This window comes from Hymenobacter sp. DG25A (genome assembly GCF_001280305.1).
Lineage (GTDB): Bacteria > Bacteroidota > Bacteroidia > Cytophagales > Hymenobacteraceae > Hymenobacter.
The window spans coordinates 372588-398185 of sequence record NZ_CP012623.1; the positions used below are offsets into that span (position 1 = coordinate 372588).

Genomic DNA, 25598 nt, shown 5'->3' on the forward strand with positions numbered 1-25598 from the left:
TGATGTGATGCGGGAAGAGAAACCTACCCTACAGTCGATACACCTGCACACTGTTGGGCAGCAGCAGGTAAATATATTGCTCCCCGAACAGTACTTGCGTGGTGGATCTGGCCACGGCGGCGGGCAGGGGTATTATTCGCTCGGCTAAGGTGTAAAGCTGGAAGAAATGCAGTGCCCCGTTGGCTACATAGTACAGCTCGTCGCCGCGGAATCCAACGTAGCTGAGGCCGGGAAAGGGCAGCTTTTTGCGGTATGTGCCCAGGTTGTCGAACACGTAGATGCCGCTGCTGTAATCTATCAGATAGAGGTTGTTCTGATAGTGACGCATAAACCGGAAATCGGGTTTGGTGCGGCCCAGCAGCACGTCCAGCGGGGTAGCAGCTACCAGTCGCTGCGGCGTGGGGTCAAACTGCCGCAGGGTAAGGTCACTCTCATTCAGCAGCCAGATTTTATTGTCGGGGGCCAGCGTGGCGGTGCGGATCTGGCCATCGATGTAATCGGTGAGGCGTACCTGGGTGATGGGGGCCAGGAAACGGTCGAGGAGGAGTATCTGCTGCTGGTCGTCGTAGAAAGCCAGAATCTTGGTTAGGTTCCAGGCTTCCAGCTGCGCAATGTGGCCGGGTAGGGCAGGGGAGTAGGTATTGAGCGGCTGCCCATCAGCCGAGTACTGATGAATGTTGTTCTGGCCATCGGCCACGTAGAGCGTGCCGCGCCGGTCCAGGGAAGCATGGGCGGGGGCGGCCAGCGGAATGGTGCGCACCAGCGTCCAGCCCAGACTATCGGGAGTGGTTGGAAGGGGTTTACTGACTACTGGCGCCGTTTTGGAGGGTGGCGAAACGGAAGCCGCGGCCGGTACGCCGGTTTGGGCATAGCCGGCATTCAGAAGCAAGCATGAAAACAACAGCAGCCAGGAGGTTTTGCCCGCCGTGCGCCGGATGCTATGCCTGCTCAAAATGCTGCAGCGCCAGTTCATTGCCATCATATACCGCGTAGGAGCAATAATTGACCCATTCGCCCAGGTTCACGTAGCGGCTCTGGGGCGTAACGGGCACATCCAAGGGCAAGTGCCGGTGGCCAAATACGTAATAATCGTGGTGGTAGCGCTGCTCCAGCTCCCGGCAGTACACCAGCAGCCACTCTTCGTCGCCGAAATACTTCTCATCGGCTTCCGCGTTTTGCACGCGGCTGTGGCGGCTCCAGCGGTTGGCCATCCCAATACCCAGGTTGGGGTGCAGGCGCGCAAACAGCCACTGGGCTACCGGCGAGGAAAATACCCGCTTCAGCATTTTGTAAGTGTGGTCCTTCGGCCCCAGGCCATCCCCATGCCCGATGTGAAACTCCTGCCCGCCAATACGCTGGCTGACGGGGTGGCGAAGAATGGGAATGTTCAGCTCCTTGGTGAAGTAGTCAAACATCCACATATCGTGGTTGCCGGTGAAGAACGTAACGGGCAGGCCGGCGTCCGTCAGCTCGGCCAGCTTGCCCTGCAGCCGGATAAAGCCGCGCGGTATGGCGTGCTTATACTCAAACCAGAAGTCGAAAATGTCGCCCAGCAGGTAAATGGCGGCGGCGTCCTGGGCGGCCATATCCAGCCAGCGCACAATGCGCCGTTCCCGCTCCAGGGAGCGGGCGGCATCGGGGGCACCCAGGTGAAAATCGGAAGCAAAGTACACCTTGCGGCCGGGCGGCAGCGCCAGGTCAGGCAGTCGGTTCGGGGGCGTCATCCAGTAAAAACAGGGCAATGGCGCGGGGGCCGTGCGCCCCGAGAACCAAGGTTTTTTCAATATCGGCCGTGCGGCTGGGGCCGGTGGTCAGGGAAAACATAGAAGGCAGCTTGTCGGCGCCGTAGCGGGCGCGCATCCCCTGCAGGGCATCGCCAATATCAGTTACTACCTGCGATGTGCGGGCAAAAACCAGGTGCTGCTCGGGGTAAATGCTCAGGCGCCGGCCGCTGCTGGTAGCGCCGCTCACCAGCACGCTGCCGGTGCGGGCCACCAAGGCTTCGCAGGTAGTGAGGGCGGCATCGGCTTTCTGCAGGAAGTCGGCTTCGTCTCCGTTAAACACCAGGCCACCGGCGTGGAGCAGCTTTTTCAGCTCCGGCTCCCACACGTACAAATTCTCCAGGCCCTTCTCCTTTTTATAGAGGAAGAGCTGGTCGTAGAAATGCTCCACGGACTCGCAGTAATAAAACGCGCCGCCCACCCGCCGGAAGCTTTGGGCAAAAGCCACAGCCAGGTCTTCGTTGGTAGTGGGGTGCAGGGGCGCCGTGAAGTCAGGCGCGGCCGGCAGGGGAGCCGGCTTGGCCAATGACTCGCGAATACGGCGCAGCATAATGTCGCGGGAGGTCTGAGACATAGCGCAAAGGTAACAGAGTAGGGCCATGCACCACCTCGTTGGTAAAGAGGGAGGTGTAGGTTATGATTTTATAGATTGATAGTTAGGAATTTATCGTCCATGGTCAATTTGCTAACGTAGACTATCGAAAGCAAGAATTGCTTTATATTCAGCTTAGCATCATGCCCTTTCCAGCAACCTTCGGGCGGCGGGGCCGCCTTTCTTCTGGCACCGGTTGGCTGAACTATGCCCTCGGCTTTTTGCTTTTGCTGCTGTTTTCTTTTGCGCCGGTGCCCCCGGGAGCGGCCAAAAAGAAGCTCAAAACCCGCAACGTTATTATTGTAGTCATTGATGGCCCCCGGTACTCAGAAACCTGGGATAGCACCAGCATGATTCCCAATATGGCCACGCGCCTGAAGCCCCGGGGCGTATTTCTGCCTAACTTCTACAATAACGCCTTTACCTACACCAACTCCGGGCACGTGGCCATCACCACGGGCATCAACCAACCCATTGATAACTATGGCGAGGAGTTGCCGCAGCAGCCCTCTATCTTTCAATACTGGCGCAAAGCCACCGGCAAACCCGCTACTTCGGCTTGGCTTATCACCAGTAAAGACAAGCTGCACATTCTGGGTAATACCCTGAACCCAGAGTGGAAAGACCAGTTTATGCCCTCTATGGATTGTGGTGTGAGCGGCCCCGGTAGCGGCTACCGCTCCGATTCCCTGACCCTGGTAGCCGTAAAGCGCATTCTCACTCAGTACAAGCCCAATCTGGTGCTCATCAATTTTATGGAGCCCGATGGCTATGCCCATGCCGGCAACTGGGCCAATTATCTGCGCGGAATTTCACGGGACGACTTGTACGTGATGCAGCTGTACGATTTCCTGCGCAGGACCAAGGCCTACAAAAACAACACTACCCTGCTCATCACCAGTGACCATGGCCGCCACCTCAACGGCATCAGCACGGGCTTTGTAGACCATGGCGACAACTGCGAAGGCTGCCGCCACATTAGTCTGCTGGGTCTGGGGCCTGATTTTAAAGTCGGCCGAACCATAGCCGAGCAACACACCCTGGTAGATATTCCGCCTACCGTGGCTTATTTGCTGGGCTTTCCTTTTCCGCAAGGAGAGGGGAAAATAATCCAAAGCCTGTTTAAGAGTCAGGTTGTTCCAGCCTCGCGCCCTGGGAAGGCGGAGTAATTTTTTGCTGCCCTGCGGCAGGTTACTTTCTGAGTAAACCGGCTATGAAGCCGGAAAAACCTGCCTCCAATTGTGATGGTACGGGTGCTCTGCTTCCTACTGATCATTCTTAGTTTACTGCTTAGGCCGCAGCCAGGGTTGGCGCAGGTCAACCTGGGAAATACGAATGCCAGCGGCCTGAAAACTCAGGGAATTACCAGTGAAAATCCGCTTTTCACCAATGAGAAGGAGCTGCCGTTTACGCTGGTGCTGCCTTTAGATGCTCTGTTGAAGGATAGAGGTGATAAACCCCGTTTTTATCCGGCCACGATTCTATATCAGGATGCCGCCGGAGCTACCCAAACGCTGGTGGTGCAGGTACGGCCGCGGGGGCACCGGCGCAAAGACCCTACGGTTTGTGACTTTCCGCCCCTGCTTATCCGATTTCCGCGCAGCGGTACACAGGCCACGCCCTTTGGCCAGGTGGAGGAGCTGAAACTGACCACCCATTGTCTGCAGGATAATTATGTACTGCGCGAATATCTGGTGTATAAGCTCTACAATATGCTGACGGATATGAGCTTCCGCGTGCGGCTGTGTCGGGTGACTTATCAGGATGCCAATGGCAAGCGGCGCGGCTCCGTGCACCAGGCGTTTTTGCTGGAGGAAGTCAAGGCCATGGCCCAGCGCAACCATGCCACCGTGGTGCCTAATCGCCTCGCCATTGGCATGGAATACACCCACCAGCGGGCCATGGCCAGGCTGGCTTTCTTTCAGTATATGGTCGGTAATACGGACTGGTCGGTGCCTTACCGGCACAATATCCGCCTGCTGGCACCAGACCGGCATACCCCACCCATTCCCGTGCCCTACGATTTTGATTATACCGGCCTGGTGATGGCGCCCTACGCCGTGCCGCCGGAGCAGCTCGGCATTAGCTCGGTGCGGCAGCGCCTCTTCCGGGGGTACAGCTTCCCGGAAGAGATATACCAGGAAACCCGGGCCCTTTTTAACGCCCGTCGGCCCGCCTTCAATAACGTTTACCTCTCCTGTGAATACCTTAGCAACGATGAAAAAGCGTTTGCCGTCAGGTTTCTGGATGAGTTTTACGAGACCCTGAACAGTCCCAAGGAATTTGAGCGGAGTATTGTGCGGGCAGGGCGCCGCAACCAGAAGCAATACATCAATATTAAGGGTCTGGAGTAGGGTGATTTACTGCTCTTTCGAAGCCATGCACACAAAAAAAGCCAGCCCGTCGGGCTGGCTTTTTTGCATTAATTCAGAAGAACTAAACCGGCGAAACAGTAGTGCCGCTCGGTACTTCCGCCGACCCATTGGAGCCGGTAGTATTATCATCTACCCCAGGCAGGTGGTTCTCAGGCAAATCATTGCCCAGGGCTACGGTGTGCTCTTCTTTTACCTCACTCAGCGTCTCGGAGCGGTCGGTGCCGGCCATGTGGGCCTGATAGCTGGTCTGGGTGTCGTAGGGGCGCTTGCCCACCAGACGCTCCAGATCATCCTGCAGCAGCACTTCTTTCTCCAGCAGCTCCTTGGCTATGATTTCCAGCTCGTGCCGGCGCTCCGTAAGCAGCTCCTTGGTGCGGATGTAGGCATTCTCGATGATGGTGCGTACTTCCTCGTCAATCATCTGGGAGGTAGCTTCGGAATACGGTTTCGAGAAGCCATACTCATTCTGCCCCTTGGAGTCATAGAAGGAAACATTGCCCAGCTTGGCGTTCATGCCATACATGGTTACAATGCTGTAGGCCATCTTGGTAATCCGCTCCAGATCGGAGAGGGCACCCGTCGAGATTTTGCCAAATACCAGCTCCTCGGCGGCGCGGCCACCTAAGGCCATGCACATTTCGTCGGTTAGCTGCTCGGTGTTGTAGAGGAACTGCTCGCGGGGGAGGTACTGCGCGTAGCCCAGCGCGGCCACGCCGCGGGGTACAATGCTCACCTTCACCAATGGGTCGGCGTGCTCCAAGAACCAGCCGGCAACGGCGTGGCCGGCCTCGTGGTAAGCCACAATGCGCTTCTCACCGGGGCTGATAATTTTATTTTTCTTCTCGAGGCCCCCGATTACGCGGTCAACGGCATCGGTGAAGTCCTGCATGGTCACCATCTTCTTGTCGCGGCGGGCGGCAATGAGGGCAGCTTCGTTGCAGACGTTGGCAATTTCGGCGCCGGCAAACCCGGGGGTCTGGGCGGCGAGCTTGCGCGCATCCACATCAGGGCCCAAGGTCAAGGGCTTCAGGTGCACGGTGAAAATCTGCGTGCGGCCGTTGATGTCGGGCTTGTCGATGCTGATCTGACGGTCGAAACGGCCGGGACGGAGCAGGGCAGAGTCCAGAGTATCGGGGCGGTTGGTAGCGGCCAGGATAATCACCCCGGAGTCGGTACCGAAACCATCCATTTCCACCAGCAACGAGTTCAGGGTGTTTTCCCGTTCGTCGTTGCCACCGGGCATATTTCCCCGGGAGCGACTGCGGCCAATGGCGTCAATCTCATCAATGAAGATGATACAAGGCGCTTTGGCTTTGGCCTGCTTAAACAAGTCACGCACCCGGGCTGCACCTACACCTACAAACATCTCCACAAAGTCGGAGCCCGACAGGGAGAAGAAGGGGACGTCGGCCTCACCGGCTACGGCTTTGGCCATGAGGGTTTTACCAGTGCCGGGAGGGCCTACCAGCAAAGCGCCTTTCGGGATTTTGCCGCCGAGAACCGTGAATTTAGAAGGGTTGCGGAGGAACTCCACAATTTCTTCTACTTCCTCTTTGGCTTCTTCCAGACCGGCTACGTCCTTAAACGTAATTTTTACCTTGTCACCGCCTTCAAAGAGGGCAGCGCGGCTTTTGCCAATGTTGAAGATCTGACCGCCTGGTCCGGCCCCGCCGCCCATCCGGCGCATCAGGAACCAGAAGGCCACAATCAAAATAATCATGAAGCCCCAACTGGTGATAAACTCACCATAGCCCTGGCGGGTATCTACTTCCAGGCCCACCTGCTGCTCCCGCGGAATGGTAGCGCGCAGCTTGTCGTAGTCTTCCTTGAAAGACTTGCCATCAATAACCCGGAAGGTGTACTGCGGGCCGGCATCAATAGCCAGCATACCACGACGCTGCAACTCAGCCTGATATTCCGGCTTGCGGACAGCAGTTGGTTTGAGGGTTACCTCCACAGCCCGGTCATTGACCAGGGTGAGGCGGCTTACATCACCGGCCAGCAGCATCTGCTCAAACTTCTGCTGCGTGGTTTCAATAGCCGAATTGCTCCGGTTGAAATACAGCAGCCCGAAGATGAACACCACCAAACCGGCCAGTACCCATAGCTGCATACCCGGCCGCGGGGGCGGAGTAGGCAGCAATGGCTTTTTCTTTTTTAAAGGAGTCTTATCAGACATGGATAAGCAAAAAGGCTAAAACAAAAATCAAAGGCTAAACCCACCACCAGCGGGTTTGTTGCAGAGACGCAGCCCGCGGCTTTTTACTTTAAACGGCGGAGGCAGCCTCCTCAACATATTTAATGTTGGCATCGCCCCAAAGCTCTTCCAGCGCGTAGAACTGGCGCCGGTCGCGCAGGAAAATGTGCACTACCACGTCTACGTAGTCCAGTAGCACCCATTCGCGCTGCATGCGGCCTTCCGTTTGCCAGGGGCTTTGGCCGGTGAGCTTTTCAACTTCTTCTTCTACCGAGCGGGCAATGGCATCAAGCTGCGTATCTGAGGAAGCGGAGCAAATCACAAAGTAATCGGCCACCGCATTTTTAAGTTCTTTCAGGTCGAGTACCACGATATCGGCTGCTTTCTTTTCCTGCATGCCGCGTACTACTACTTCTGCCAATCTGTCCGAATCCTGCCGAATCAGGGTACTTTTCATGTGGTATTATTAGGTTTGAACGTACAAAGTAGCGAAAATCAGGTGGAGGCACTATCCCCCAAAACCCTCTTCACGGGCCAGCAAGTGATTTGGCTGGCCGAATGTGCCTCCACGAACACGGAGGCACAGCAATTACTTCTCAAAAGCCGCGCCACGGAAGGCTGTACCGTCATAACAGACAAACAGACCGCCGGCCGCGGACAACGAGGCAATAGTTGGGAAGCCGCCCCCGGCGAGAATTTAACCTTGTCGGTGGTATGGCGGCCTACGTTTCTGGCCGCCTCGCTCCAGTTTCAGCTAAGCATGGCCGTGGCGCTGGCTGTGCTGGACTGGGTTTCCATGGTGCTAGGGCCCGATCCGGCCCTGCGCCTGAAGTGGCCCAACGATGTGTATTATCACGACCAGAAGCTGGGCGGCATTCTCATTGAGAACACACTTAGCAGCGCAGGAATTCAATCCAGCATCGTGGGAATAGGGATAAATATTAACCAACTGGAATTTGGCATGCCCACGGCTACTTCCCTGGCCCGCCTCACGGGGCGGCACTACGTGCTGCCCACGCTGGCGGAGCGCCTGCTGGAATGCCTGGAGCGCCGGTATCTGCAGCTGCGCGCCGGCCAGGCCAAGGCCCTGCGCTACGCCTATCTACAGGTGCTGTACCGCTTTCAGGAATGGCATTATTTTGAAGTAGAGGGCCGGCGGCTAACCGGGCAGATAGTGGGAATCGAGGAAACAGGCCGGCTGGTGTTGGAAATAAATGGGCAACTGCAAAGCTTTGGCATGCAGGAAATTAAGTTCTGTTTATAGCCAATTATTTTTTCCTGTAGAAGGCAACCCTTTTGCTTAAATATTCGATTACCTTAATAAAAGGTGGCAGCAGTAAATAAAAGCTGTGGCCTTGGTGCAACGGTTGCCAGATCAATGGTATCTGGTAGGAAGAAACCGGTCTGTAAAGTCAGGCACGGTGCTTGTCATAGGCTATAGTGGCTCTCTCCAGGACAAGGGGCAGAGCCGTGAGTTTGTTCTTTCATCCTTTGTCCCGCTAAGCCATGAAAACCTTTACTAAGTTTTGTATTGCCGCTTCCTTGTTACTGGCGCAGCTGGTGTCAGTGGCAGCCAGCCATACCGTTAAGGTCAGGAACTTCGCATTTGATCCGCAGTTTCTCACCATTAACCCCGGCGACGAGGTAAAATTTGAGTGGGAATCGGGTGTCCACCCGGTGGTATCGGATAATAACGCCTTTGCGGCCTTTACTATGGCCTCCGCTACCCCCACCGCTTCTCGCACGCTTGCTACGGCTGGGGTGTATGGGTATCATTGCACTGCCCATGGCAGCCCTGGCAACGGTATGTTTGGCACCATTACCGTAAATGCGGCTACCCCCGTCATCGGTGCTAAGCTGACCGCGCCGGTCCTTACGCTGTATCCCAACCCGTCCCGGGGCATGATAATGCTCACGGTTAACCAGAAGCCAGGAGCCGACTATAAGCTGCGTATTTCCAACATTATTGGCCGCGAGGTGCGCGCCATTACGCTCAAGCCCGAGCTGACGGATGCCGGTCTGCCCCTGAATCTTTCGGACCTGCCCGCAGGAATGTACATCTGCAATCTGGTGCTGAACGATAAGGTAGTAGGTACCAAGCGTCTGATTCTACAGAACTAGTCCGCATTTCTTCCCGCAAATTCTTTCCAAAGCAGCCGGCAACCCCGGCTGCTTTTTTTGCATCTGTGGCCTTATGGGCCGGTACGGGAAGGTGCGGTGCGGCCGGATTTATTCTCTACTTTTGGCCCTTCTCTGATTTGGTTTCTATGCGTAGTTACAAAAGCTTAAATAATCTGGTGGGCTGGCTGGTGTTTGCCGTGGCCACCCTTACTTATCTGCTCACGCTGGAGCCCACGGCCAGCTTCTGGGACTGCGGCGAGTTTATTGCCTGCTCCTACAAGCTGCTGGTGCCGCACCCTCCCGGCGCGCCTACCTTCCTGCTGCTGGGCCGCATTATGTCACTGCTCTCCTTCGGCGACGTAACCAAGGTGCCGATTCTGGTGAATATGCTGTCGGCGCTAAGCAGCTCCTTTACCGTGCTGTTCCTGTTCTGGATTATTACCATGCTGGCCAAGCGCATTGTGCTGCACCAGGCCGGGCACCCGCACCGCCACCGCACCGTAGAGCCCACCCGTGGCGAGGCCCTGCAGATTCTGGGCAGCGGCCTGGTAGGCTCCCTGGCCTTTGCCTTCTCCGATTCGTTCTGGTTTAATGCCGTGGAGGCCGAGGTATACGCCATGTCGGCGCTGGGTACCGCCTTTGTGGTATGGGCCATGCTGAAGTGGGAAAACCGCGCCGACGGCCCCGATGCGGATAAATGGCTGATTCTGATTGCCTACGCCATTGGGCTTTCCATTGGGGTGCACTTGCTGAACCTGCTCACCATTCCGGCCCTGGGCCTGATTTACTACTACCGCAAAACCCAGCAGCCCACGTTCTGGGGCGCTGTGCTAACGCTGGCTATCAGCAGTGTTATTGTCGGAATTATTCTGGTGGGTATTATCCCCGGGCTGCCTTCGCTGGCAGGTAACTTCGAGGTGTTCTTTGTGAACAGCATCGGCCTGCCTTTCAACTGGGGTATCATCATCTTCCTGCTGCTGTTTGGCGGGCTTATTTATCTGGTGTTCCGGCACTCTTTCCGCACCGGCAACCGGGCCCTGAATACGGCAATTCTCAGCCTGATATTTATTCTGATCGGCTACTCTTCGTATCTGATTGTGCCCATCCGGAGCAGCTATCAGCCAACCATCAACGAGAATAACCCGGAGGATGTCCTGTCCTTCGTGAGCTACCTGAAGCGGGAGCAGTACGGCGACCGGCCCCTGCTCTACGGCCCGCAGTTCAACGCCCGCCCCACCGGCTCCAAAGAAGGCGCTGCCCGCTACGTGCGTAAAGGCGACAAATACGTGAAGGGCCCGGCCCGCATTGAGTATGAGTATGATGATGCCGACAAAATGCTGCTGCCGCGCATCTACAGCTCCCAGCCCGAGCACATATACCAGTACAAAAAGTGGGTGGATATCCGCGAGGATAAGAAGCCGACCATGGGTCAGAACCTGGCCTTCATGTTCCGCTATCAGTTTGGGCACATGTTCTGGCGCTACTTCCTCTGGAACTTTGTGGGCCGAGAAAGTGACATTCAGCAGGCCGGTGTAATATGGCCCGTAGATAGCAAAAACGGCCTGCCGGAGCGTATTGCCGAAAGCAAGGCCTACAACAATTTCCTGGCCCTACCCCTGATTCTGGGCTTGGTAGGCCTGTTCTTTCAGGTGCGCAAAGACAGCCGCAATGCCCTCATCGTGGGTCTGCTGTTCCTGTTCACCGGTCTGGCTATTACCTTCTACCTCAACCAGCCGCCCATTGAGCCCCGCGAGCGGGACTACACTTTCACCGGTGCCTTCTTCGCCTTCTCCATCTGGATTGGCCTGGGGGTACTGGCTTTGTCTGATGCGCTGCGCAACTTGGTAAAAGCCGATGGCACGCGGGCCGCCGTAGCCACGCTTATCTGCTTAGTGGTGCCCGGCATTATGGCCGCCCAGGGTTGGGACGACCACAACCGCTCCAACCGCTATAACTCCACCGACTCCGCCAAGAACCTGCTGAACTCCCTGGCGCCCAATGCCGTGCTGTTCACCAACGGCGACAACGACACCTTCCCGCTCTGGTATGCCCAGGAAGTGGAAGGTGTGCGGACCGACGTGCGCGTAGCCGTACTCAGCTACCTGAACACCGACTGGTACATTGACCAGATGAAGCGCCGCGCCTACAAGTCACAGCCGCTGCCCATCTCCATGGAGCGCGCTAATTATGTAGAAGGCACCAACGACTATCTGCCTTTCGTGGCCAACCCGGCGGTGAAGGAAGTGAACCTGAAGGAGTTTGTTTCCCTGGTGAAGCAGAACAGCCCGCTGCTGCAGGTAAGCTACGGCGAAGGCGGCCCCAGCCTGCTTTCCTTCCCTACCACCAAATTCTACCTGCCCATTGATACTGCTGCTGTGTTGAAAACCGGCATTATTGCGCCCGAGCGCCGCAATCAGGTGGTATCGCGCATGGAGTGGGATATGGGCAAAGGTGCCATTGAGAAGAAAAACCTGGCCATTCTGGATATGCTGGCTACCAACAACTGGAAGCGGCCTATCTACTTCTCCAGCACCGTAAACAGCCAGGATTACATGGGTCTGCAGCCTTACTTCCAGCTGGAAGGCATGGCCTACCGCGTGCTGCCCGCCCGCGACCCCAACTACAACCCCCGCAGCGGCGACGATGGCTACGTGGTGAAGGATCAGATGTATGACATCATGATGCACAAATTCGCCTACCGCAACCTCGACGACCCCAGCGTGTTCTACGACGAGAACAACCTGCGCTTCCCGGCCAACTACCGGGATAAGTTCGGGCGCCTGGCCAACGAATACCTGAAGGCCGGCAACCTGGCCAAAGCCAAGGAAGTAGCCGATAAATGCCTGTCCGTCATGCCGGATAAGTCGATTCCCTACGACTATTACACCCCGCAGCTGGTAGAAACCCTGGTGAAAGCCGGCGAAACAACCCGGGCCAATCAGATTATGGATGTGCTGACTAACCGGGCCCAGCAGGCGCTGGCCTACTACAGCACGCACAATCCCAGCCTCCACGACCAGGATATGCAGCTGAGCCTGGTAGCGCTGCAAAGCGTATACCGCGCCGCCGATAGTGTGAAGGACGAGGTGCGCGCCACCAAAGCCATGCAGATTCTGCAGCAGTACTATCCGCAGCAGGAGCAGTAAGCCTGCATAAGCATGACTACTGAAAAGCGGCTCCCCAGGGAGCCGCTTTTTTTGTGCGGTATACTAGGGCCGGGAAAGCCGGCAAAGAACAGCCCGCGCAAGCTACCGTAAACCCAGTACCTTTGTAGCTGAACACTATAAGAACAGGTGCGCCGCTCCGAGTACGAAACACTCTGCCAGGCCGCCATGGAACAATGGAGAAAAGGACTGACCGCCCCGACCGGCCGCAGAATGAGCGCCGCACCTATTACGATGCCGAAAACCGCCCAGTAGGCGACAATCGGCCTGCCCGCCGCCCGGAAGGGGACCGGGGGGAGAGCCGCGACCCGCGCGGTGACTTCAAGCCGCGCTACCCGCACCGCCCGGCCGCCGACCGCAGCATTGACATGCTGTTTGGCCTGCGCCCCATTCTGGAAGCCCTGAACGCGGGCCGTACGCTGGAGAAAATATACCTGCTGCGCACCACTAAAAACAGCATCACCCAGGATATTACGGCCCTGGCCAAAGCGGCCAATATTCCGGTATCCCTGGTGCCACTGGAAAAGCTGGACGGCATCACGCGCAAAAACCACCAAGGCGCCGTTGCCTTCGTGTCGCCTATCGATTATCAGCCGCTGGATAGTATTCTGGCGGGTCTGTACGAAGAAGGTAAAAACCCGCTGCTGCTTATTCTGGACCGCATTACCGACGTGCGTAACTTCGGTTCTATTGCCCGCAACGCCGAGTGTATGGGCGTGCACGCCATTGTAGTGCCCAGCCGCGGAGCCGCCCAGATTAACGGTGATGCCCTGAAAACCTCCGCCGGTGCACTGAACCTGATTCCGGTGTGCCGCGAGCCAAACCTGAAGGAAACCATTGACTTCCTGAAGCAGTCCGGCGTGCAGATAGTAGCCTGCACCGAGAAGGCCGACACCAGCCTGGAAACCGAATCGGTGGACATGACCGGGCCGGTAGCTATTCTGATGGGCAGCGAGGAAGACGGCATCTCGCCGGAATACCTCCGCCTGGCGGACCACAAAGTGCGGATTCCCATGGCCGGCCAGATCAGTTCCCTGAACGTATCAGTAGCCAGCGGTATCATGCTGTTTGAAGTGCTACGCCAGCGGCTGGTGAAAGCCTAGCCGTCATTGCGAGGCACGAAGCAATCCGTCCTCTACAACACCAGATACTTCCTTCTACCAGAAAGCCCTTGACGTACTCCACGTCAAGGGCTTTCTGGTTTATCATGGTACAGCCCATTTTAGGGGACGGATTGCTTCGTGCCTCGCAATCACGTTAATTATACCCGTTGCCTTTTTTCGACTTTACGTCAGCTACAAAGTCCTTCACGCGTTGCTCTTCTGTGCGTTTGCAGATGAGGAGCACGTTATCGTACTCGGCCACAATGTAGCCGTCTAGGCCCTGTACTACTACCAGGCGCTCAGAAGGGGTTTTGATGACGCACTCGCGGGTATCGTAGAGCAGGGCGTTGCCGTCTACCACGTTGTCTTCGGCATCGTGGTGACCCATGCGGTGCAGGGAGTCCCAGGTGCCCAGGTCGCTCCAGCCGAAGTCGGCGGGGAGCACGAAGACATTGTCGGCCTTTTCCATCACGCCGTAGTCGATGCTGATGTTGCGGCAGCGGGTGTAGGCGCGGGAAATGAAGTTGTCCTCCAGTACCGTGTTCAGCATGGTGCTGCCTTCGTCGAATACTTCGGCAATGTCGCTGAGGTACTGATGGAAGGCTTTGATGATGACATCAGCCCGCCACACAAACAGGCCGGAGTTCCAGAGGAAGTCGCCGCTGTCTACAAACATGCGGGCCAGCTCCAGATTCGGCTTTTCAGTGAAGGTTTTTACCTTTTTCAGGGGGCCAATGGAAGTGGCGTCCTCATCAAGGAACTGGATATAGCCATAGCCGGTATCGGGGCGGGAGGGCTGAATGCCCAGCGTAATGAGGATATCATGCTGGCGGGCAGCCTCCACGGCCTGCCGGATCACGCGCCGGAACTCGTCCTCGTGCAGCACGGCGTGGTCGGCGGGCGTTACCATAATCACGGCATTGGGGCTGCGCTGCGCAATGCGGTAGCTGGCGTAAGCAATGCAGGGGGCTGTGTTCCGGCCAATGGGCTCCCCCAGAATCTGCTCGGGGAGTAAATCCGGTAAGTGCTGCTGCACCAGCGGAATGTAGTCGCGGTTGGTGACCACCAGCACATTTTCCATGGGGCAGATTCCCTTAAACCGGTCAACGGTTAGCTGCAGCATGGAGCGGCCCACGCCCAGCACATCGTGAAACTGCTTGGGGTGCTGCGTACGGCTGAACGGCCAGAAGCGGCTGCCAATGCCGCCAGCCATTACCACAAGGAAGGTATTTGAGTTCATAAGCAGACGGGCTGCGCGCTTGAGCAGTGGAAAGAGACCTACACCGGAGAGTAAGATATGAAATTGTCGGCTCCGGTGAAGCAAGAAGAGAAAGATGCCCGCGTTATCTGCGGCATCTCCCGTAACGGCTACACCAGGCCTTCGCGCAGCAGGTCGTGCAGGTGAATGAAGCCGCTGAACTTACCATTTTCCGTCACGACCAGCTGCGTAATGTTGCGGTTCTGCATCCGCACCAGCGCCTCAGCCGCAAAATCATCAGTTTCAATGGTCATGGGCGAAGGCGTCATGATGTCCTGGGCGCGGACGTCTTCCAGGCGGCCGGCAAAGGTGGAGAGCATGCGGCGCAGGTCGCCATCGGTAATAATGCCCAGCAACGGGCCTTCCGCGGCTTGCAGCACGGCAGTGGCGCCCAGGCGCTTGCCGGATATTTCCAGGATAATTTCCTTGAGCTGCGCATCGGCCAGCACCTGGGGCTGCTGGTTTTGCCGGCTTAGGTCGCCTACTTTCAGGTAGAGCTTTTTACCCAGCGTGCCGCCGGGATGCAGGCGGGCAAAATCGGCGGAGGTGAACTCCCGGCTCTCCAGCAGGCACACGGCCAGCGCATCGCCCAGGGCCAGGGCGGCGGTGGTGGAAGTGGTGGGCGCCAGGTTGTGGGGGCAGGCCTCCCGGTCTACGGGGGCGTGCAGCACAAAGTCGGCCTGCACGGCCAGGTAGGAGTCGGCGTTGCTCACCAGGGCGGCCAGCGGCACGCCTTTCCGTTTGAGCAGGGGCACCAGCACTTTTATCTCCGGGGTATCACCACTTTTACTAATGGCTACAACAAAATCTTCGGCCTGAATCATGCCCAGGTCGCCGTGAATGGCATCGGCGGCGTGCATAAACAGGGCAGGCGTACCTGTCGAGTTTAGCGTGGCCACGATCTTTCCGGCAATATGTGCACTTTTGCCGATTCCGGTGACGACCACTCGCCCACGAAGGGACAGGATGGCGGCAACACAGAGCGCAAAATCAGGTGTCAGGGCAATGGCTTCCGCCACGCCCCGAATGGCATCGGCTTCTTCGAGAAGCACTTTTTTTGCCAGCGAGTTGGTATCGTTCAGCGGTTTCAATCTAAATTTGTATAGATTGAGTAGACAACACGTGGTGTTGCTGCTCAAGTCTGCAATCCCCCAACCGAGAAGTGAGGAAGTCCATGCCAGCCGAAAATAAAGCCGTTGTGAAGCAGCAGGCTGATCTGAAGGGCAAGTTAAAGGAAGTTTTCGGGTACGGCCAGTTTCGCGGCACCCAGGAGGCCATCATTCAGAACGTCATCGAGGGTCATAACACGTTTGTGATTATGCCCACGGGCGCTGGTAAGTCCTTGTGCTACCAACTGCCAGCGTTGGTGCTGCCCGGCACCGCCATTGTTATTTCCCCGCTGATTGCCCTGATGAAAAATCAGGTGGATCAGCTGAATGCGTTTGGGGTAAACGCGGCCTTTCTGAACTCGACGCTGTCGAAATCAGAAATGAATAAGGTGAAGCGGGACGTTATCAGCGGCGAAGTGCGCCTGCTGTACGTGGCGCCCGAATCCCTGACCAAGGACGAAACCATCGAGTTTCTCAACAAGGCCACCATTTCGTTTGTGGCTATTGATGAGGCGCACTGTATCTCGGAGTGGGGGCACGACTTCCGGCCGGAATACCGCAAAATCCGCAGCATTATTGATGGCCTGGGTGTGCAGGTGCCCATTATTGCCCTCACGGCCACGGCCACACCCAAGGTGCAGCTGGATATCCAGAAAAACCTGCAGATGGACGAGGCCTCGGTGTTCAAGACCTCCTTCAACCGCACCAACCTCTACTACGAAGTACGGCCCAAGCACCAGACTAAAAAGCAGCTGATTCAGTACGTGAAGCAGCGCAAAGGCCTGGCCGGCATTGTGTACTGCCTCTCCCGCAAGAAAGTAGAGGAAATTGCCGAGCTGCTGCGCGTGAATGACGTGCGCGCCCTGCCGTACCACGCCGGCTTGGACCCCGGCGTGCGCATGGCCAACCAGGACGCCTTCCTCAACGAGGACTGCGACGTGATTGTGGCCACCATTGCCTTCGGCATGGGTATCGACAAGCCCGATGTGCGCTTTGTGATTCACTACGATACGCCCAAGAGCATTGAAGGCTACTACCAGGAAACCGGCCGCGGTGGCCGTGATGGGATGGAGGGTGACTGCCTGATGTTCTACAGCTACGATGACATCGTGAAGCTGGAGAAATTCAACAAAGACAAGCCCGTAACCGAGCGCGACAACAGCAAGCAGCTCCTGCAGGAAATGGCGAACTACGCCGATTCGGCTGTGTGCCGCCGCAAGCAGCTGCTACACTACTTCGGCGAGGAGTTCGAGAAAGACTGCGGCTTCTGCGACAACTGCCGCCACCCCCGCGAGAAGTTTGAAGGCAAAGACTTTGTGAAGCTGGCGCTGGAAGCCGTGGTCCAGACCGAGTCGCGCTTCGGCATCGACCACCTGACTACCGTACTCACCGGCCTCACCAACCCGCACGTGGAAAGCTACGGTCACTTTAAGCTGCCCGTGTATGGCAAAGGCAAAGACCATGATATTGCCTTCTGGCACTCCGTGGTGCGCCAATGCATGATTGCCGGCTTCCTGGGTAAAGACATTGAGAACTTTGGCGTAATTAAAATCTGCCCCAAAGGCGAAGAGTTTATTCAGGCTCCTTACAGCATCAAGCTCTCCAAAGACCACGACTACGAGAAAGAGGTACAGCAGAAGGAAGTGCAGGAAGAAGTGCAGCAAGCCGCCGGCCACGATGCCGCGCTGTTTGATATGCTGAAGGCCCTGCGCAAGAAGCTGGCTCACCAGAAAAACCTGCCGCCCTACGTTATCTTCCAGGACCCTTCCCTGAAGGAAATGGCTACCACCTTCCCCACCAAAATGGAGGATCTGGCCCATGTATCGGGCGTGGGGCACGGCAAGGCGCAGAAATTCGGCACCCCGTTCCTGGACCTGATTAAGAAGTACGTAGAGGAAAACGACATCATGACGGCCGCCGACGTGGTGGTGAAATCAGCCGTCAACAAGTCGAAAATCAAAATCTACATCATTCAGCAGATCGATAAAAAGATGGACCTGGAGGAAATTGCTTCTTCCAAGGGCATTGAAATGCGCGAGCTGATGGAGGAGATTGAGCACATCTGCTACTCCGGCACCAAGCTCAACCTGGATTATTATATCGACTCCGTACTGGACTACGAGCGCCAGGAGGAGATTACCGACTACTTCATGAGCTCCAGCACCGATAATATTGCGGTGGCACTCAAGGAGCTGGGGTCAGATGACTACACGGAAGAAGACCTGCGCCTGATGCGCATCAAATTCCTGAGCGAGTACGCTAACTAAGTTACCTGGCTACTGACTAAAAGGCCCATTCCTGACCAGGAATGGGCCTTTTTTATGGAGTCTGGATTTCCTGCAGCCAGAGATGGTACAGGTGCTCTTCGCGGGCCAGCCTAAACCCCTGGTGCTCATAAAACCGGCAGGAGCCTTCGTTATCGAGCTGCGTGACGGCTAACAGCTTGTTGCGGCTCCAAGCCAGGGCCCGCTGCCGGGCACCCTCCACCAGCAGGGTGCCAATACCATGGTTTTGCGAGCCGGGCGCCACGGCAATCAGGCCTATTTCTACGTGCTCCGGGCGCAGGCACAGCGTGAGCATCCCGGTTTCGGGGCTGTCATGGGAAGTGCGGAATACCAGCACATCGTGGGCCATTTCGCCGCTGAGGGAATTGGCTATCCAGTGGGCATACAACCCCTCGTACACGCCTTTGGCAAAGTGCGGATCCAGGCGGAAGCGCGACTGCTGCCCGCTTTGCAAAGCCAGCTCCATAAGGGCCGGCGAAAGCTGCACGGTGGAGGAGACGCCCACGGGGAGCGGCTGCGGCAGGCCTTCGGGAAACGTCAGCTCATAATGCCCGCGCCGGTCTGTAACATGCAGGCGGTTGCCCTGCGCGGCCGCCAAAGACTCGGCATCGTTGGGGTCTACCATCCAGTACAGCAAGGCCCAGCCCTCGTCGTGGGCGGCCTGCAGGGTATCGCGCAGCTCCACCGTAGAGAGGTGGCTGCCCTGTAAGCGTCCTACCGGAAATCCCAGAAAGCTGGAGTCCCAGGGCAGCGGCAGGATGTGGGTAGACATAGCAACAGGAAATAAAGAAATAGGATAAGGAAGATACATAAAAGCAAAACCCCTGGCAACGTGCCAGGGGTTTTGCTGAGGTATGCTCCCTGCGGGGAGCATAAGGGCGGCTTATTCAGCCTAAAATACTAGCAGTACTCCGCGAAAGCGCCCTGCAGGTTGTCTACAATGCGCATCATGTCGTTGCCTTCAATGTGGTAGCGCTCAATCATGTGCACCAGCTCACCGTCCTTAAACAGGGCAATGCAGGGCGAGGAGGGAGGGTAGGGCAGCATATGCTCCCGGGCCTTGGCTACGGCTTCGGTTTCCATGCCGGCAAATACCGTTACCAGCTTGGCCGGCTTTTTATCGGCGCTGGCCAGGGCCATTTTCAGGGCCGGACGGGCCTTGGCGGCGGCGCAGCCGCATACCGAGTTTACGGCTACCAGCACCGTGCCCTCGGCGGGAATCAGCGCCTGATCTACCTCCTCAGGCGTCATCAGTTGTTCAAAGCCAGCTTCTACCAGGTCCTGCCGGATAGGAGCCACCATGTATTCGGGATATGTTGCCATTTTTCTAAAAAGGCTGAAGTGAGAAATTCAAGTAATAAAACGATGCAAAAATACGGAAACTAAAAGCTAAGCGGCCTGCAAAAAGTTTTGCGGGCCGCTTAGCTCGCGCCATTTGCTGAGCCGGATTATTTATCACCGGTTTTCAGCTAGTAAAATGCTGATGGTTATAGATATAGTTCAATTGCAAGGAAAGGTTTTGGCAGATGTTGGCAGTGTTGGGAAAGGAAAGTACATTTAACCCGTGCCGTTGCACCAGCGCGGCAGATGGGCTATGATGACAAGATTTACTGCTTTACTGCTTGTGGCAGGTGCCGGCTGGCTGGCCGCCACGCCCGCCCGGGCCCAGGTAGATACCGTGCGCGCCAGCACCCTGCCGCCGGCCCAGCTGGCCGAAAAATACTACAACAGCGGGGTAGCCAAGTTTGCCGATAAAAGCTACCGCTCGGCCATTCAGGAGTTCGACAAGGCCCTGGCCGCCAAGCCTGATTTCGCCAAAGCTTTCTACAACCGGGCCACCACACGCTACGAGCTGAAAGAGTACGAGCAGGCCGTGCAGGACTACGACCAGGCCATCAAGCTGGAGCCGGCGGGCTTTACCTCCTATTTCGGGCGGGGCCAGGCCCGGCAGGCACTCAACCAGACCGATGCCGCCGAGCAGGATTATAGCAAAGCCGCCGAAGCCAAGCCCGACTACGCCCCCAGCTGGTACTACCGCGGCGACCTGCGCTTTGAAAAAGGCGACTTTAAAGCCGCCCTGGCCGATTTCTCGGCCGCCATCAAAGCCGACCCCAATTACGCCTACGCCTACCACGACCGCGCCAGCACCCAGCGCCAGCTGGGTAACTTTGCCGCCGCCGTGCAGGACTACGACCAGGCCCTGAAGCTGCAGCCCGAGCTGGTTTCGGCGCTGCTGAACCGGGCCAGCGCCAAGCGCCGCCTGGGGGATTTGAAAGGCGCCCTGGCCGATTATTCTGCCTACCTGGCCAAGCGCACTGATAATGCCGTGGCCTACAACAACCGGGGCAGCGCCCGCTACGATGCCGGCGACTACAAAGGCGCCGTGGAGGATTTCAGCCAGGCGCTTTCCCTGAACCCGGGCTACGCCTTTGCCGTCAACAACCGCGCGGCTGCTTACCTCAAGCTGGAAAATTACAAGCAGGCCGCCGAAGATGCCAGTAAGGCCATTAAGCTGAACGGGGCATACGCTGAAGCCTACCTGAACCGCGGCCACGCTCGCGAAATGCTGCGCGACGCGGATGGTGCCTGCCAGGACTGGCGCAAAGCCGCCGAGCTGGGCCTGGAAAGTGGTACGGCCTACGCTAATGCCTCCTGTGAATAAGCGCCGCTTTGCTCTGCTCCCGATGAAAACAAACTCTACGTTCGCTGCATCCGTGTTATCCCGTGGTATTTCGCGGCTTTCCAGCCCATTATGGCCGGCCGCTCTGGCTTTCTGTCTCTTAGCCTCGTCCCGCCAGGCGTTGGCGCAAAATGTGGAGTTCAGCAAAGACCGGTTTGGCGATAACAAAGACGGCCTGAAAGAAGCCCTGCGCGACATCAAAGCCGGCGACCAGTGGTACAACGCCGACCCGCCCAAGTATGAGCGGGCCCTGCCAAACTACCTCGAAGCCCAGAAATTCAACCCCAACAATGCCCAGCTGAACTTTAAAATCGGCGACTGTTATCTGAACTCCGGCTTTAAGTCCCGCAGTTTGAGCTATCTGCAGAAGGCTTTTGAGCTGGATGCCGAGGTAGACCCCCGCATGCACTACCTGCTGGGTCGCGGGCTGCACCTGAATGCCCGCTGGGCCGAGGCCATTGCCGAATATAAAAAAGCCATGCCGCCGGCCGGTGCTAAAAACGGCCTGGTGCTGCAGCAGGAGCTGCGCAAGAAAATAGCGGAGTGCGAATCGGGGCTGGCCTTAATGAAGAAGCCTTCGCGGGTGTTCATTGATAATGCGGGCCCCGGCGTGAACTCACCCTTCCCGGACTACAGCCCGGTTATCTCCGCCGATGAATCCGTCATCATGTTCACCTCGCGGCGCGACAACTCCACGGGCGCCCAGACCGAGCCGGAAACCGGCGGTTTTTACGAGGATATCTACCAGTCCTCGCGCTCTGGCAAGCAGTGGGGCCCGGCCCGCGCGCTGAATGAGCCCGTGAATACCGATGGCCACGATGCCACCGTGGGCCTGGCCCCCGATGGCCAGCGCATGCTGATTTACGTGGAAAATAACGGCGGCGACCTGAACGAGTGCGACCTGCGCGGCACCAAATGGAGTAAACCCCAAACCCTGGGTCGGCGCATCAATACTAACGCCCACGAGTCCTCGGCCTCTTATTCTCCCGATGGCCGCTTCCTGTATTTTGTGAGCGACCAGCCCGAGGGCAGCTTGGGCAGCCGGGATATCTATAAGGTAGAAATTGAGGGAAAGGGCAAAGCCGTAAACCTGGGCCCCGGCATCAATACGCCATACGGCGAGGAAGGCGTGTTTATGCACCCCGATGGCAAAACCATGTACTTCAGCTCGGAAGGTCATAACTCCATGGGCGGCTACGACATCTTTAAATCGGTGTACGAAAACGGCAAGTGGAGCAAGCCCGAAAACCTGGGCTGGCCCATTAACACTCCTGATGATGATGTGTTCTTCGTGATTTCCGCCTCGGGCCGGCACGGCTACTATTCTTCTATCCGGGAAGACGGTCAGGGCGGCAAGGATATCTATCAGATTACCTTCCTAGGCGCCGAAAAGCCCCCTATGCTCAACACCGAGGACCAGCTGCTGGCTTCGCGCGTGGCACCGGTAAAAGAAACCGTACTGGCCGCAGCCGTGCCCATTTCCACCGCGCAGGTAACCATTCTGAAAGGTGTGGTGACGGATGCCGAAACCAAGCAGCCCCTGGAAGCCTCCATTGATGTGGTCGACAACCAGAAAAACCTGGTTATTGCTTCCTTCCGCTCCAACTCCCAGTCGGGCCGCTACTTGGTTTCGCTGCCCTCCGGCATCAACTACGGCATTGTGGTGCGGCAGGATGGCTACCTGTTCCACTCCGAAAACTTTGACGTACCGGCCGGCGCGGCTTATTCCGAAGTAGTGAAGGACATTGCGCTGCAGCGTCTGGATGTAGGCGTGAAAGTGGTGCTGAACAACATCTTCTTCGATACCGATAAGTCGACGCTGCGCAAGGAAAGTGCCGGCGAGCTGGAACGGCTGGTGGCACTGCTGAACGAAACCCCCAAGCTACGCATCGAAATATCCGGCCATACCGATAACGTAGGCAATGCCGCCTATAATCAGCAGCTCTCACAGAACCGCGCCAAGGTGGTAGTAGACTACCTCGTGACCAAAGGCATTGATAAAGGCCGCCTGACTTTTGCGGGCTATGGCATGACGCAGCCGGTAGCGCCTAACACCACCAAGCAGGGCCGGCAGCTTAACCGCCGCACCGAGTTTAAGGTGCTGGAGAAATAATTCCTGGTATTGAAAGTTGTATTCACGAAGCTCCCGGTACTTGCCTGTAAGGCGGGTGCCAGGAGCTTTTTTGATGATGTATGAAAAGGGTAAAACGCAGAAAAGCCGTGGACATGATCCACGGCTTTTCTACACACCTATTGCAACAATTCTAGTTCTGTCCTAACGAGTAAGAGAAGAACCAATTTCTTTTTTTCAATTCACTTTCAATTTCCACTTTTACGGAACTACGAAGCGGGGAATGTTAGACTCGGCCACCAGTAAGCTGCCTATCAGAATGGCGGTTCCATCCCGTAAGGCATCATCCCCCTGCTCCCGTGTTATTAAGTCGCCTTCCGGAGTGAAGTAAGCTTGCTCAGCAGGAGGGACGGCTGTATGTTGTTTCAGCAGACGAAGCAACAGGCAGCGCATCACAAATTCCTGACGACGCTTGATATACCGGGCAGGCATAATACGGTGAGCGAAGAGATGAATCGGAGTAGCTTAGATAAGCTGTCTGATCCTTTTCGCTATACAATGATACGGCAGCCTTGTATGGATGGAAAGGAAGCTTATCGGTCTTTTGTGACGCCGGATTTATAAAAGCATATGTGGGATTGTCATGCTTGCAGCAAGCAAAAAGCTGCTTTTATAAAGAATATGGCAGAGAATAGACCATATGCCTCTCCGATGCTGAGTAGCGCACTGAATAAATCAGCCCAAAACGTGACATTGCTTAATTGCCTATTTGGGAGTTGAGGCTGAAAAAACCTGCTTCTGCGTCAGAAAACGCAGGCTGATAATGGTACAAACCAGGCTGAAACCGGGGAATACAATCAGCCACCAATTGCCGGGCGCCAGTCGGGCCGAGCTGAGCAGGTGCCCCCAGCTGGCGGTTTCAGCCGGCAGCCCCACCCCCAGAAATGAAATAGTAGTCTCGGTTGTGACAATCAGGGTGAGGTATAAGGGAAAGGCTGCCCGCACTACCGGCCAGAGGCCGGGCAGCACATGCCGGCTGACAATGCGGCTATCCGGAAGCCCCAGGGCCCGGGCCGCTTCCAAGTAGGGCAGCTCCCGAATGCGCAGCGCTTCGGCCCGCACCAGGCGCATCATGCCCGGCCAGCACGTCAGGCCCAGCAGCAAAGGCATAGAAACAAACGACAAGGGTAGAATAGCCGCCACAGTAAGTACCAATATCAGCCGGGGCACGGAGCCCAGCAAAGCCGCGCTTCCCAGCACCAGGGAGTCAATGGGAAAAGCCGCCGGCTGCCGCCCCCAGCTAAAAGAACGTAACAGAAATGCCAGCACCGTGCCTATTCCCAAGGCCAGCAGCCATTGTAAGTAAGCAGCTGCATTCCCGGCGCCGAGCAAAGGAGCATACGCCAGGGTGCAAACCAGCCAGAGGGCCAGCGCCACCCAATACGCTTTTGCCCATCGTAGTCTGGAAACAGCATAATAACCGGCCACGCTGCCTAACGCCATACCAACGGCGGTGAGCAATAGGGTAGCCGGTAAGCTCACCAGTAGAAGGGTGCGGCAGCCATATACCAATTCGGTAAGTACGTCCCGGCCCAGCGCATCGGTACCCAGCCAGTGGGCCGCGGCTACAGCGGAACCAAGTTGCGGTGGAGTGCTTAACGATAAAGCGTCGGAAGTAGCAGGCAGGTAGGGCAAGGGCAGACACGGGGCGAAAACTCCCAGCGCCCCCACCAACCCCAGCCAGCCCAGCGCCAGCGCCCGTTGCCATGGAATAACCCGCCGTTTGGTTTTCATGCAGCCGATTTCTGTAAGCGGGGGTCTGCTAAGCGGTAGGCCGCATCGGCCAGAATATAGGCGGTTAACCGGGCCACCAGTATCACGAGCAAGGCGCCCAGCAATACAGGATAGTCCCGCGCCGTGGCCGCATCCGAAAGCAGCTGCCCCATGCCCGGCAGCGCAAAAATTACTTCCACCACTACCGCACCGGCTAGTACGGCCGGCAGCAAATCGGCGAGCAGCGTAAGCAGTGGTAGCAAGGCGTTGCGCAAAGCATGCCGGCGGATGATCTGCTGCGTCGACAGGCCCTTGGCCCGGGCCGTTGTGACATAGTCCATGGCCAGTTCCCGCTGCAGGGCGGCCTCCAGCTGCACCGTAAGCCCGGGCAGGGTAACCAGTATCAGGCTAAGCGTAGGCAGCGTGAGGTAATAGACAGTATTCATCATCTGATTCCATCCCGATAAATCGTCAGCCTCGCCCATGCCATAAGCGGGAAACCAGGTAAGCATATCCGGATTGGCGAGCAGCAGCAGTAAGAGCAGCGCCAGCAAAAACAGCGGGATGCTGTCCAGGATCAGCAGCAGATTGATAACCGCCGTTCGCCACCAGAGCCTGGCCGCCAGCCGCGTAGCCAGCAGCACGGCCAAGGCCGCGGCAGCTAGGGCCGCGGGTAAGGTGAACTGCAAGGTGCGCGGTAGGGCAGTGGCCAGTAAGTCAGTTACCGGCGTGCCGTTTCGGTATGAAGTACCCATCTGGCCCTGGGCTAACCCCCGCGCCCAGGCATGGTATTGGTTGGCTGTTCCGTGCCAGGAAAGCCGGGGCAGTAACAGGTGGGCACCAGCCGGCGGTGCATGGAGAGTGAAGTAAAACAGGGGCTGGCTGAGGCCTAACCGGTTGCGTACCTGCTGGCGGGCGGCCTGCTGCTGCGCCACGGTTAGGACGGTAGTGCCAGGCATATTTTCCGTCAGTCCAAACTGTTCCCCATCAGCCGGGCTCATACTCCGGCTAAGTAAAAAAATGATGGAGGCAATAACCCACGCCGATAGGGTGGACGTGAGGATCTGGCGCAGCAAGGGTGGCATAAGC

General features: G+C 57.1%; 21 protein-coding genes. 9 read left to right on the forward strand and 12 right to left on the reverse strand.

Going from position 1 to position 25598, the window contains the following annotated elements:
• Positions 1-28: 28 nt before the first annotated feature.
• The 3 genes from AM218_RS01630 to AM218_RS01640 are packed head-to-tail and all read right to left on the reverse strand — an operon-like array spanning position 29 to position 2355.
• Positions 29-982 (reverse strand): hypothetical protein, encoded by a 954-nt coding sequence (locus AM218_RS01630; protein WP_197273999.1) that lies wholly within the window; start codon positions 980-982, stop codon positions 29-31.
• Positions 939-1724 (reverse strand): UDP-2,3-diacylglucosamine diphosphatase, encoded by a 786-nt coding sequence (locus AM218_RS01635; protein WP_054411241.1) that lies wholly within the window; start codon positions 1722-1724, stop codon positions 939-941. The genes AM218_RS01630 and AM218_RS01635 overlap by 44 nt, the downstream gene beginning before the upstream one ends.
• The gene (locus tag AM218_RS01640; RefSeq protein ID WP_054411243.1) at positions 1699-2355 is read right to left on the reverse strand and encodes a LutC/YkgG family protein; all 657 of its coding nucleotides are present in this window, start codon (positions 2353-2355) and stop codon (positions 1699-1701) included. Before AM218_RS01640 ends, AM218_RS01635 begins: the two co-directional genes overlap by 26 nt.
• A gap of 161 nt (positions 2356-2516) precedes the next feature.
• On the opposite strand from AM218_RS01640, the gene AM218_RS01645 reads away from it, so the two are divergent.
• Positions 2517-3542 (forward strand): sulfatase-like hydrolase/transferase, encoded by a 1026-nt coding sequence (locus tag AM218_RS01645; protein ID WP_054411245.1) that lies wholly within the window; start codon positions 2517-2519, stop codon positions 3540-3542.
• A gap of 138 nt (positions 3543-3680) precedes the next feature.
• Positions 3681-4727 (forward strand): hypothetical protein, encoded by a 1047-nt coding sequence (locus tag AM218_RS01650; protein ID WP_054411247.1) that lies wholly within the window; start codon positions 3681-3683, stop codon positions 4725-4727.
• A gap of 82 nt (positions 4728-4809) precedes the next feature.
• Here the strand turns inward: AM218_RS01650 and ftsH are convergent, their stop codons facing one another.
• Together ftsH and rsfS are read right to left on the reverse strand one after the other, a co-directional pair.
• A complete protein-coding gene (gene ftsH, locus AM218_RS01655; protein WP_054411249.1) occupies positions 4810-6927 on the reverse strand; it encodes an ATP-dependent zinc metalloprotease FtsH in 2118 nt (705 codons plus the stop codon).
• An 88-nt stretch (positions 6928-7015) separates the two neighbouring features.
• Positions 7016-7402: a ribosome silencing factor gene (gene rsfS, locus AM218_RS01660; RefSeq protein WP_054411251.1), complete on the reverse strand. Its 387-nt coding sequence runs from the start codon at positions 7400-7402 to the stop codon at positions 7016-7018.
• A gap of 15 nt (positions 7403-7417) precedes the next feature.
• On the opposite strand from rsfS, the gene AM218_RS01665 reads away from it, so the two are divergent.
• The 4 genes from AM218_RS01665 to rlmB all read left to right on the forward strand — a co-directional run bounded on the left by AM218_RS01665 (position 7418) and on the right by rlmB (position 13333).
• Positions 7418-8209, forward strand: coding sequence for a biotin--[acetyl-CoA-carboxylase] ligase (locus AM218_RS01665; protein WP_082318013.1), 792 nt, complete (start codon positions 7418-7420; stop codon positions 8207-8209).
• 242 nt (positions 8210-8451) lie between these two features.
• Positions 8452-9066 (forward strand): T9SS type A sorting domain-containing protein, encoded by a 615-nt coding sequence (locus AM218_RS01670; protein WP_054411253.1) that lies wholly within the window; start codon positions 8452-8454, stop codon positions 9064-9066.
• A gap of 146 nt (positions 9067-9212) precedes the next feature.
• Positions 9213-12212 (forward strand): glycosyltransferase family 117 protein, encoded by a 3000-nt coding sequence (locus tag AM218_RS01675; protein ID WP_054411255.1) that lies wholly within the window; start codon positions 9213-9215, stop codon positions 12210-12212.
• Between the two features lie 194 nt (positions 12213-12406).
• Positions 12407-13333: a 23S rRNA (guanosine(2251)-2'-O)-methyltransferase RlmB gene (rlmB, locus tag AM218_RS01680; RefSeq protein WP_231717520.1), complete on the forward strand. Its 927-nt coding sequence runs from the start codon at positions 12407-12409 to the stop codon at positions 13331-13333.
• Positions 13334-13487: 154 nt separating this feature from the next.
• On the opposite strand, the gene AM218_RS01685 is transcribed toward rlmB, so the two are convergent.
• Both AM218_RS01685 and AM218_RS01690 read right to left on the reverse strand, forming a co-directional pair.
• Positions 13488-14573: a mannose-1-phosphate guanylyltransferase gene (locus tag AM218_RS01685; RefSeq protein ID WP_054411257.1), complete on the reverse strand. Its 1086-nt coding sequence runs from the start codon at positions 14571-14573 to the stop codon at positions 13488-13490.
• 128 nt (positions 14574-14701) lie between these two features.
• Positions 14702-15682: a KpsF/GutQ family sugar-phosphate isomerase gene (locus AM218_RS01690; RefSeq protein WP_054411259.1), complete on the reverse strand. Its 981-nt coding sequence runs from the start codon at positions 15680-15682 to the stop codon at positions 14702-14704.
• An 83-nt stretch (positions 15683-15765) separates the two neighbouring features.
• Between AM218_RS01690 and recQ the strand changes: the two genes are divergently transcribed.
• Positions 15766-17967, forward strand: a complete 2202-nt coding sequence (gene recQ, locus AM218_RS01695) for a DNA helicase RecQ (RefSeq protein WP_054411261.1) — start codon at positions 15766-15768, stop codon at positions 17965-17967.
• 52 nt (positions 17968-18019) lie between these two features.
• Here recQ and AM218_RS01700 read toward each other — a convergent pair whose 3' ends face one another.
• Both AM218_RS01700 and AM218_RS01705 read right to left on the reverse strand, forming a co-directional pair.
• Positions 18020-18757 (reverse strand): GNAT family N-acetyltransferase, encoded by a 738-nt coding sequence (locus AM218_RS01700; protein ID WP_054411263.1) that lies wholly within the window; start codon positions 18755-18757, stop codon positions 18020-18022.
• 128 nt (positions 18758-18885) lie between these two features.
• Positions 18886-19308, reverse strand: a complete 423-nt coding sequence (locus AM218_RS01705) for a BrxA/BrxB family bacilliredoxin (protein ID WP_054411266.1) — start codon at positions 19306-19308, stop codon at positions 18886-18888.
• Positions 19309-19579: 271 nt separating this feature from the next.
• On the opposite strand from AM218_RS01705, the gene AM218_RS01710 reads away from it, so the two are divergent.
• Positions 19580-20647: a tetratricopeptide repeat protein gene (locus AM218_RS01710; RefSeq protein ID WP_082318015.1), complete on the forward strand. Its 1068-nt coding sequence runs from the start codon at positions 19580-19582 to the stop codon at positions 20645-20647.
• Between the two features lie 22 nt (positions 20648-20669).
• Entirely contained in the window at positions 20670-22778 is a 2109-nt protein-coding gene (locus AM218_RS01715) for an OmpA family protein (RefSeq protein WP_197274000.1), read from the forward strand.
• Positions 22779-22997: 219 nt separating this feature from the next.
• Here AM218_RS01715 and AM218_RS01720 read toward each other — a convergent pair whose 3' ends face one another.
• The 3 genes from AM218_RS01720 to AM218_RS01730 form a co-directional block, all read right to left on the reverse strand.
• Positions 22998-23228: a hypothetical protein gene (locus AM218_RS01720; RefSeq protein WP_054411271.1), complete on the reverse strand. Its 231-nt coding sequence runs from the start codon at positions 23226-23228 to the stop codon at positions 22998-23000.
• A 273-nt stretch (positions 23229-23501) separates the two neighbouring features.
• On the reverse strand, positions 23502-24530 hold the full coding sequence (locus tag AM218_RS01725) for an ABC transporter permease (RefSeq protein ID WP_054411273.1): 1029 nt from the start codon (positions 24528-24530) through the stop codon (positions 23502-23504).
• Entirely contained in the window at positions 24527-25594 is a 1068-nt protein-coding gene (locus tag AM218_RS01730; protein ID WP_197274001.1) for an ABC transporter permease, read from the reverse strand. The genes AM218_RS01725 and AM218_RS01730 overlap by 4 nt, the downstream gene beginning before the upstream one ends.
• Positions 25595-25598: the final 4 nt, after the last annotated feature.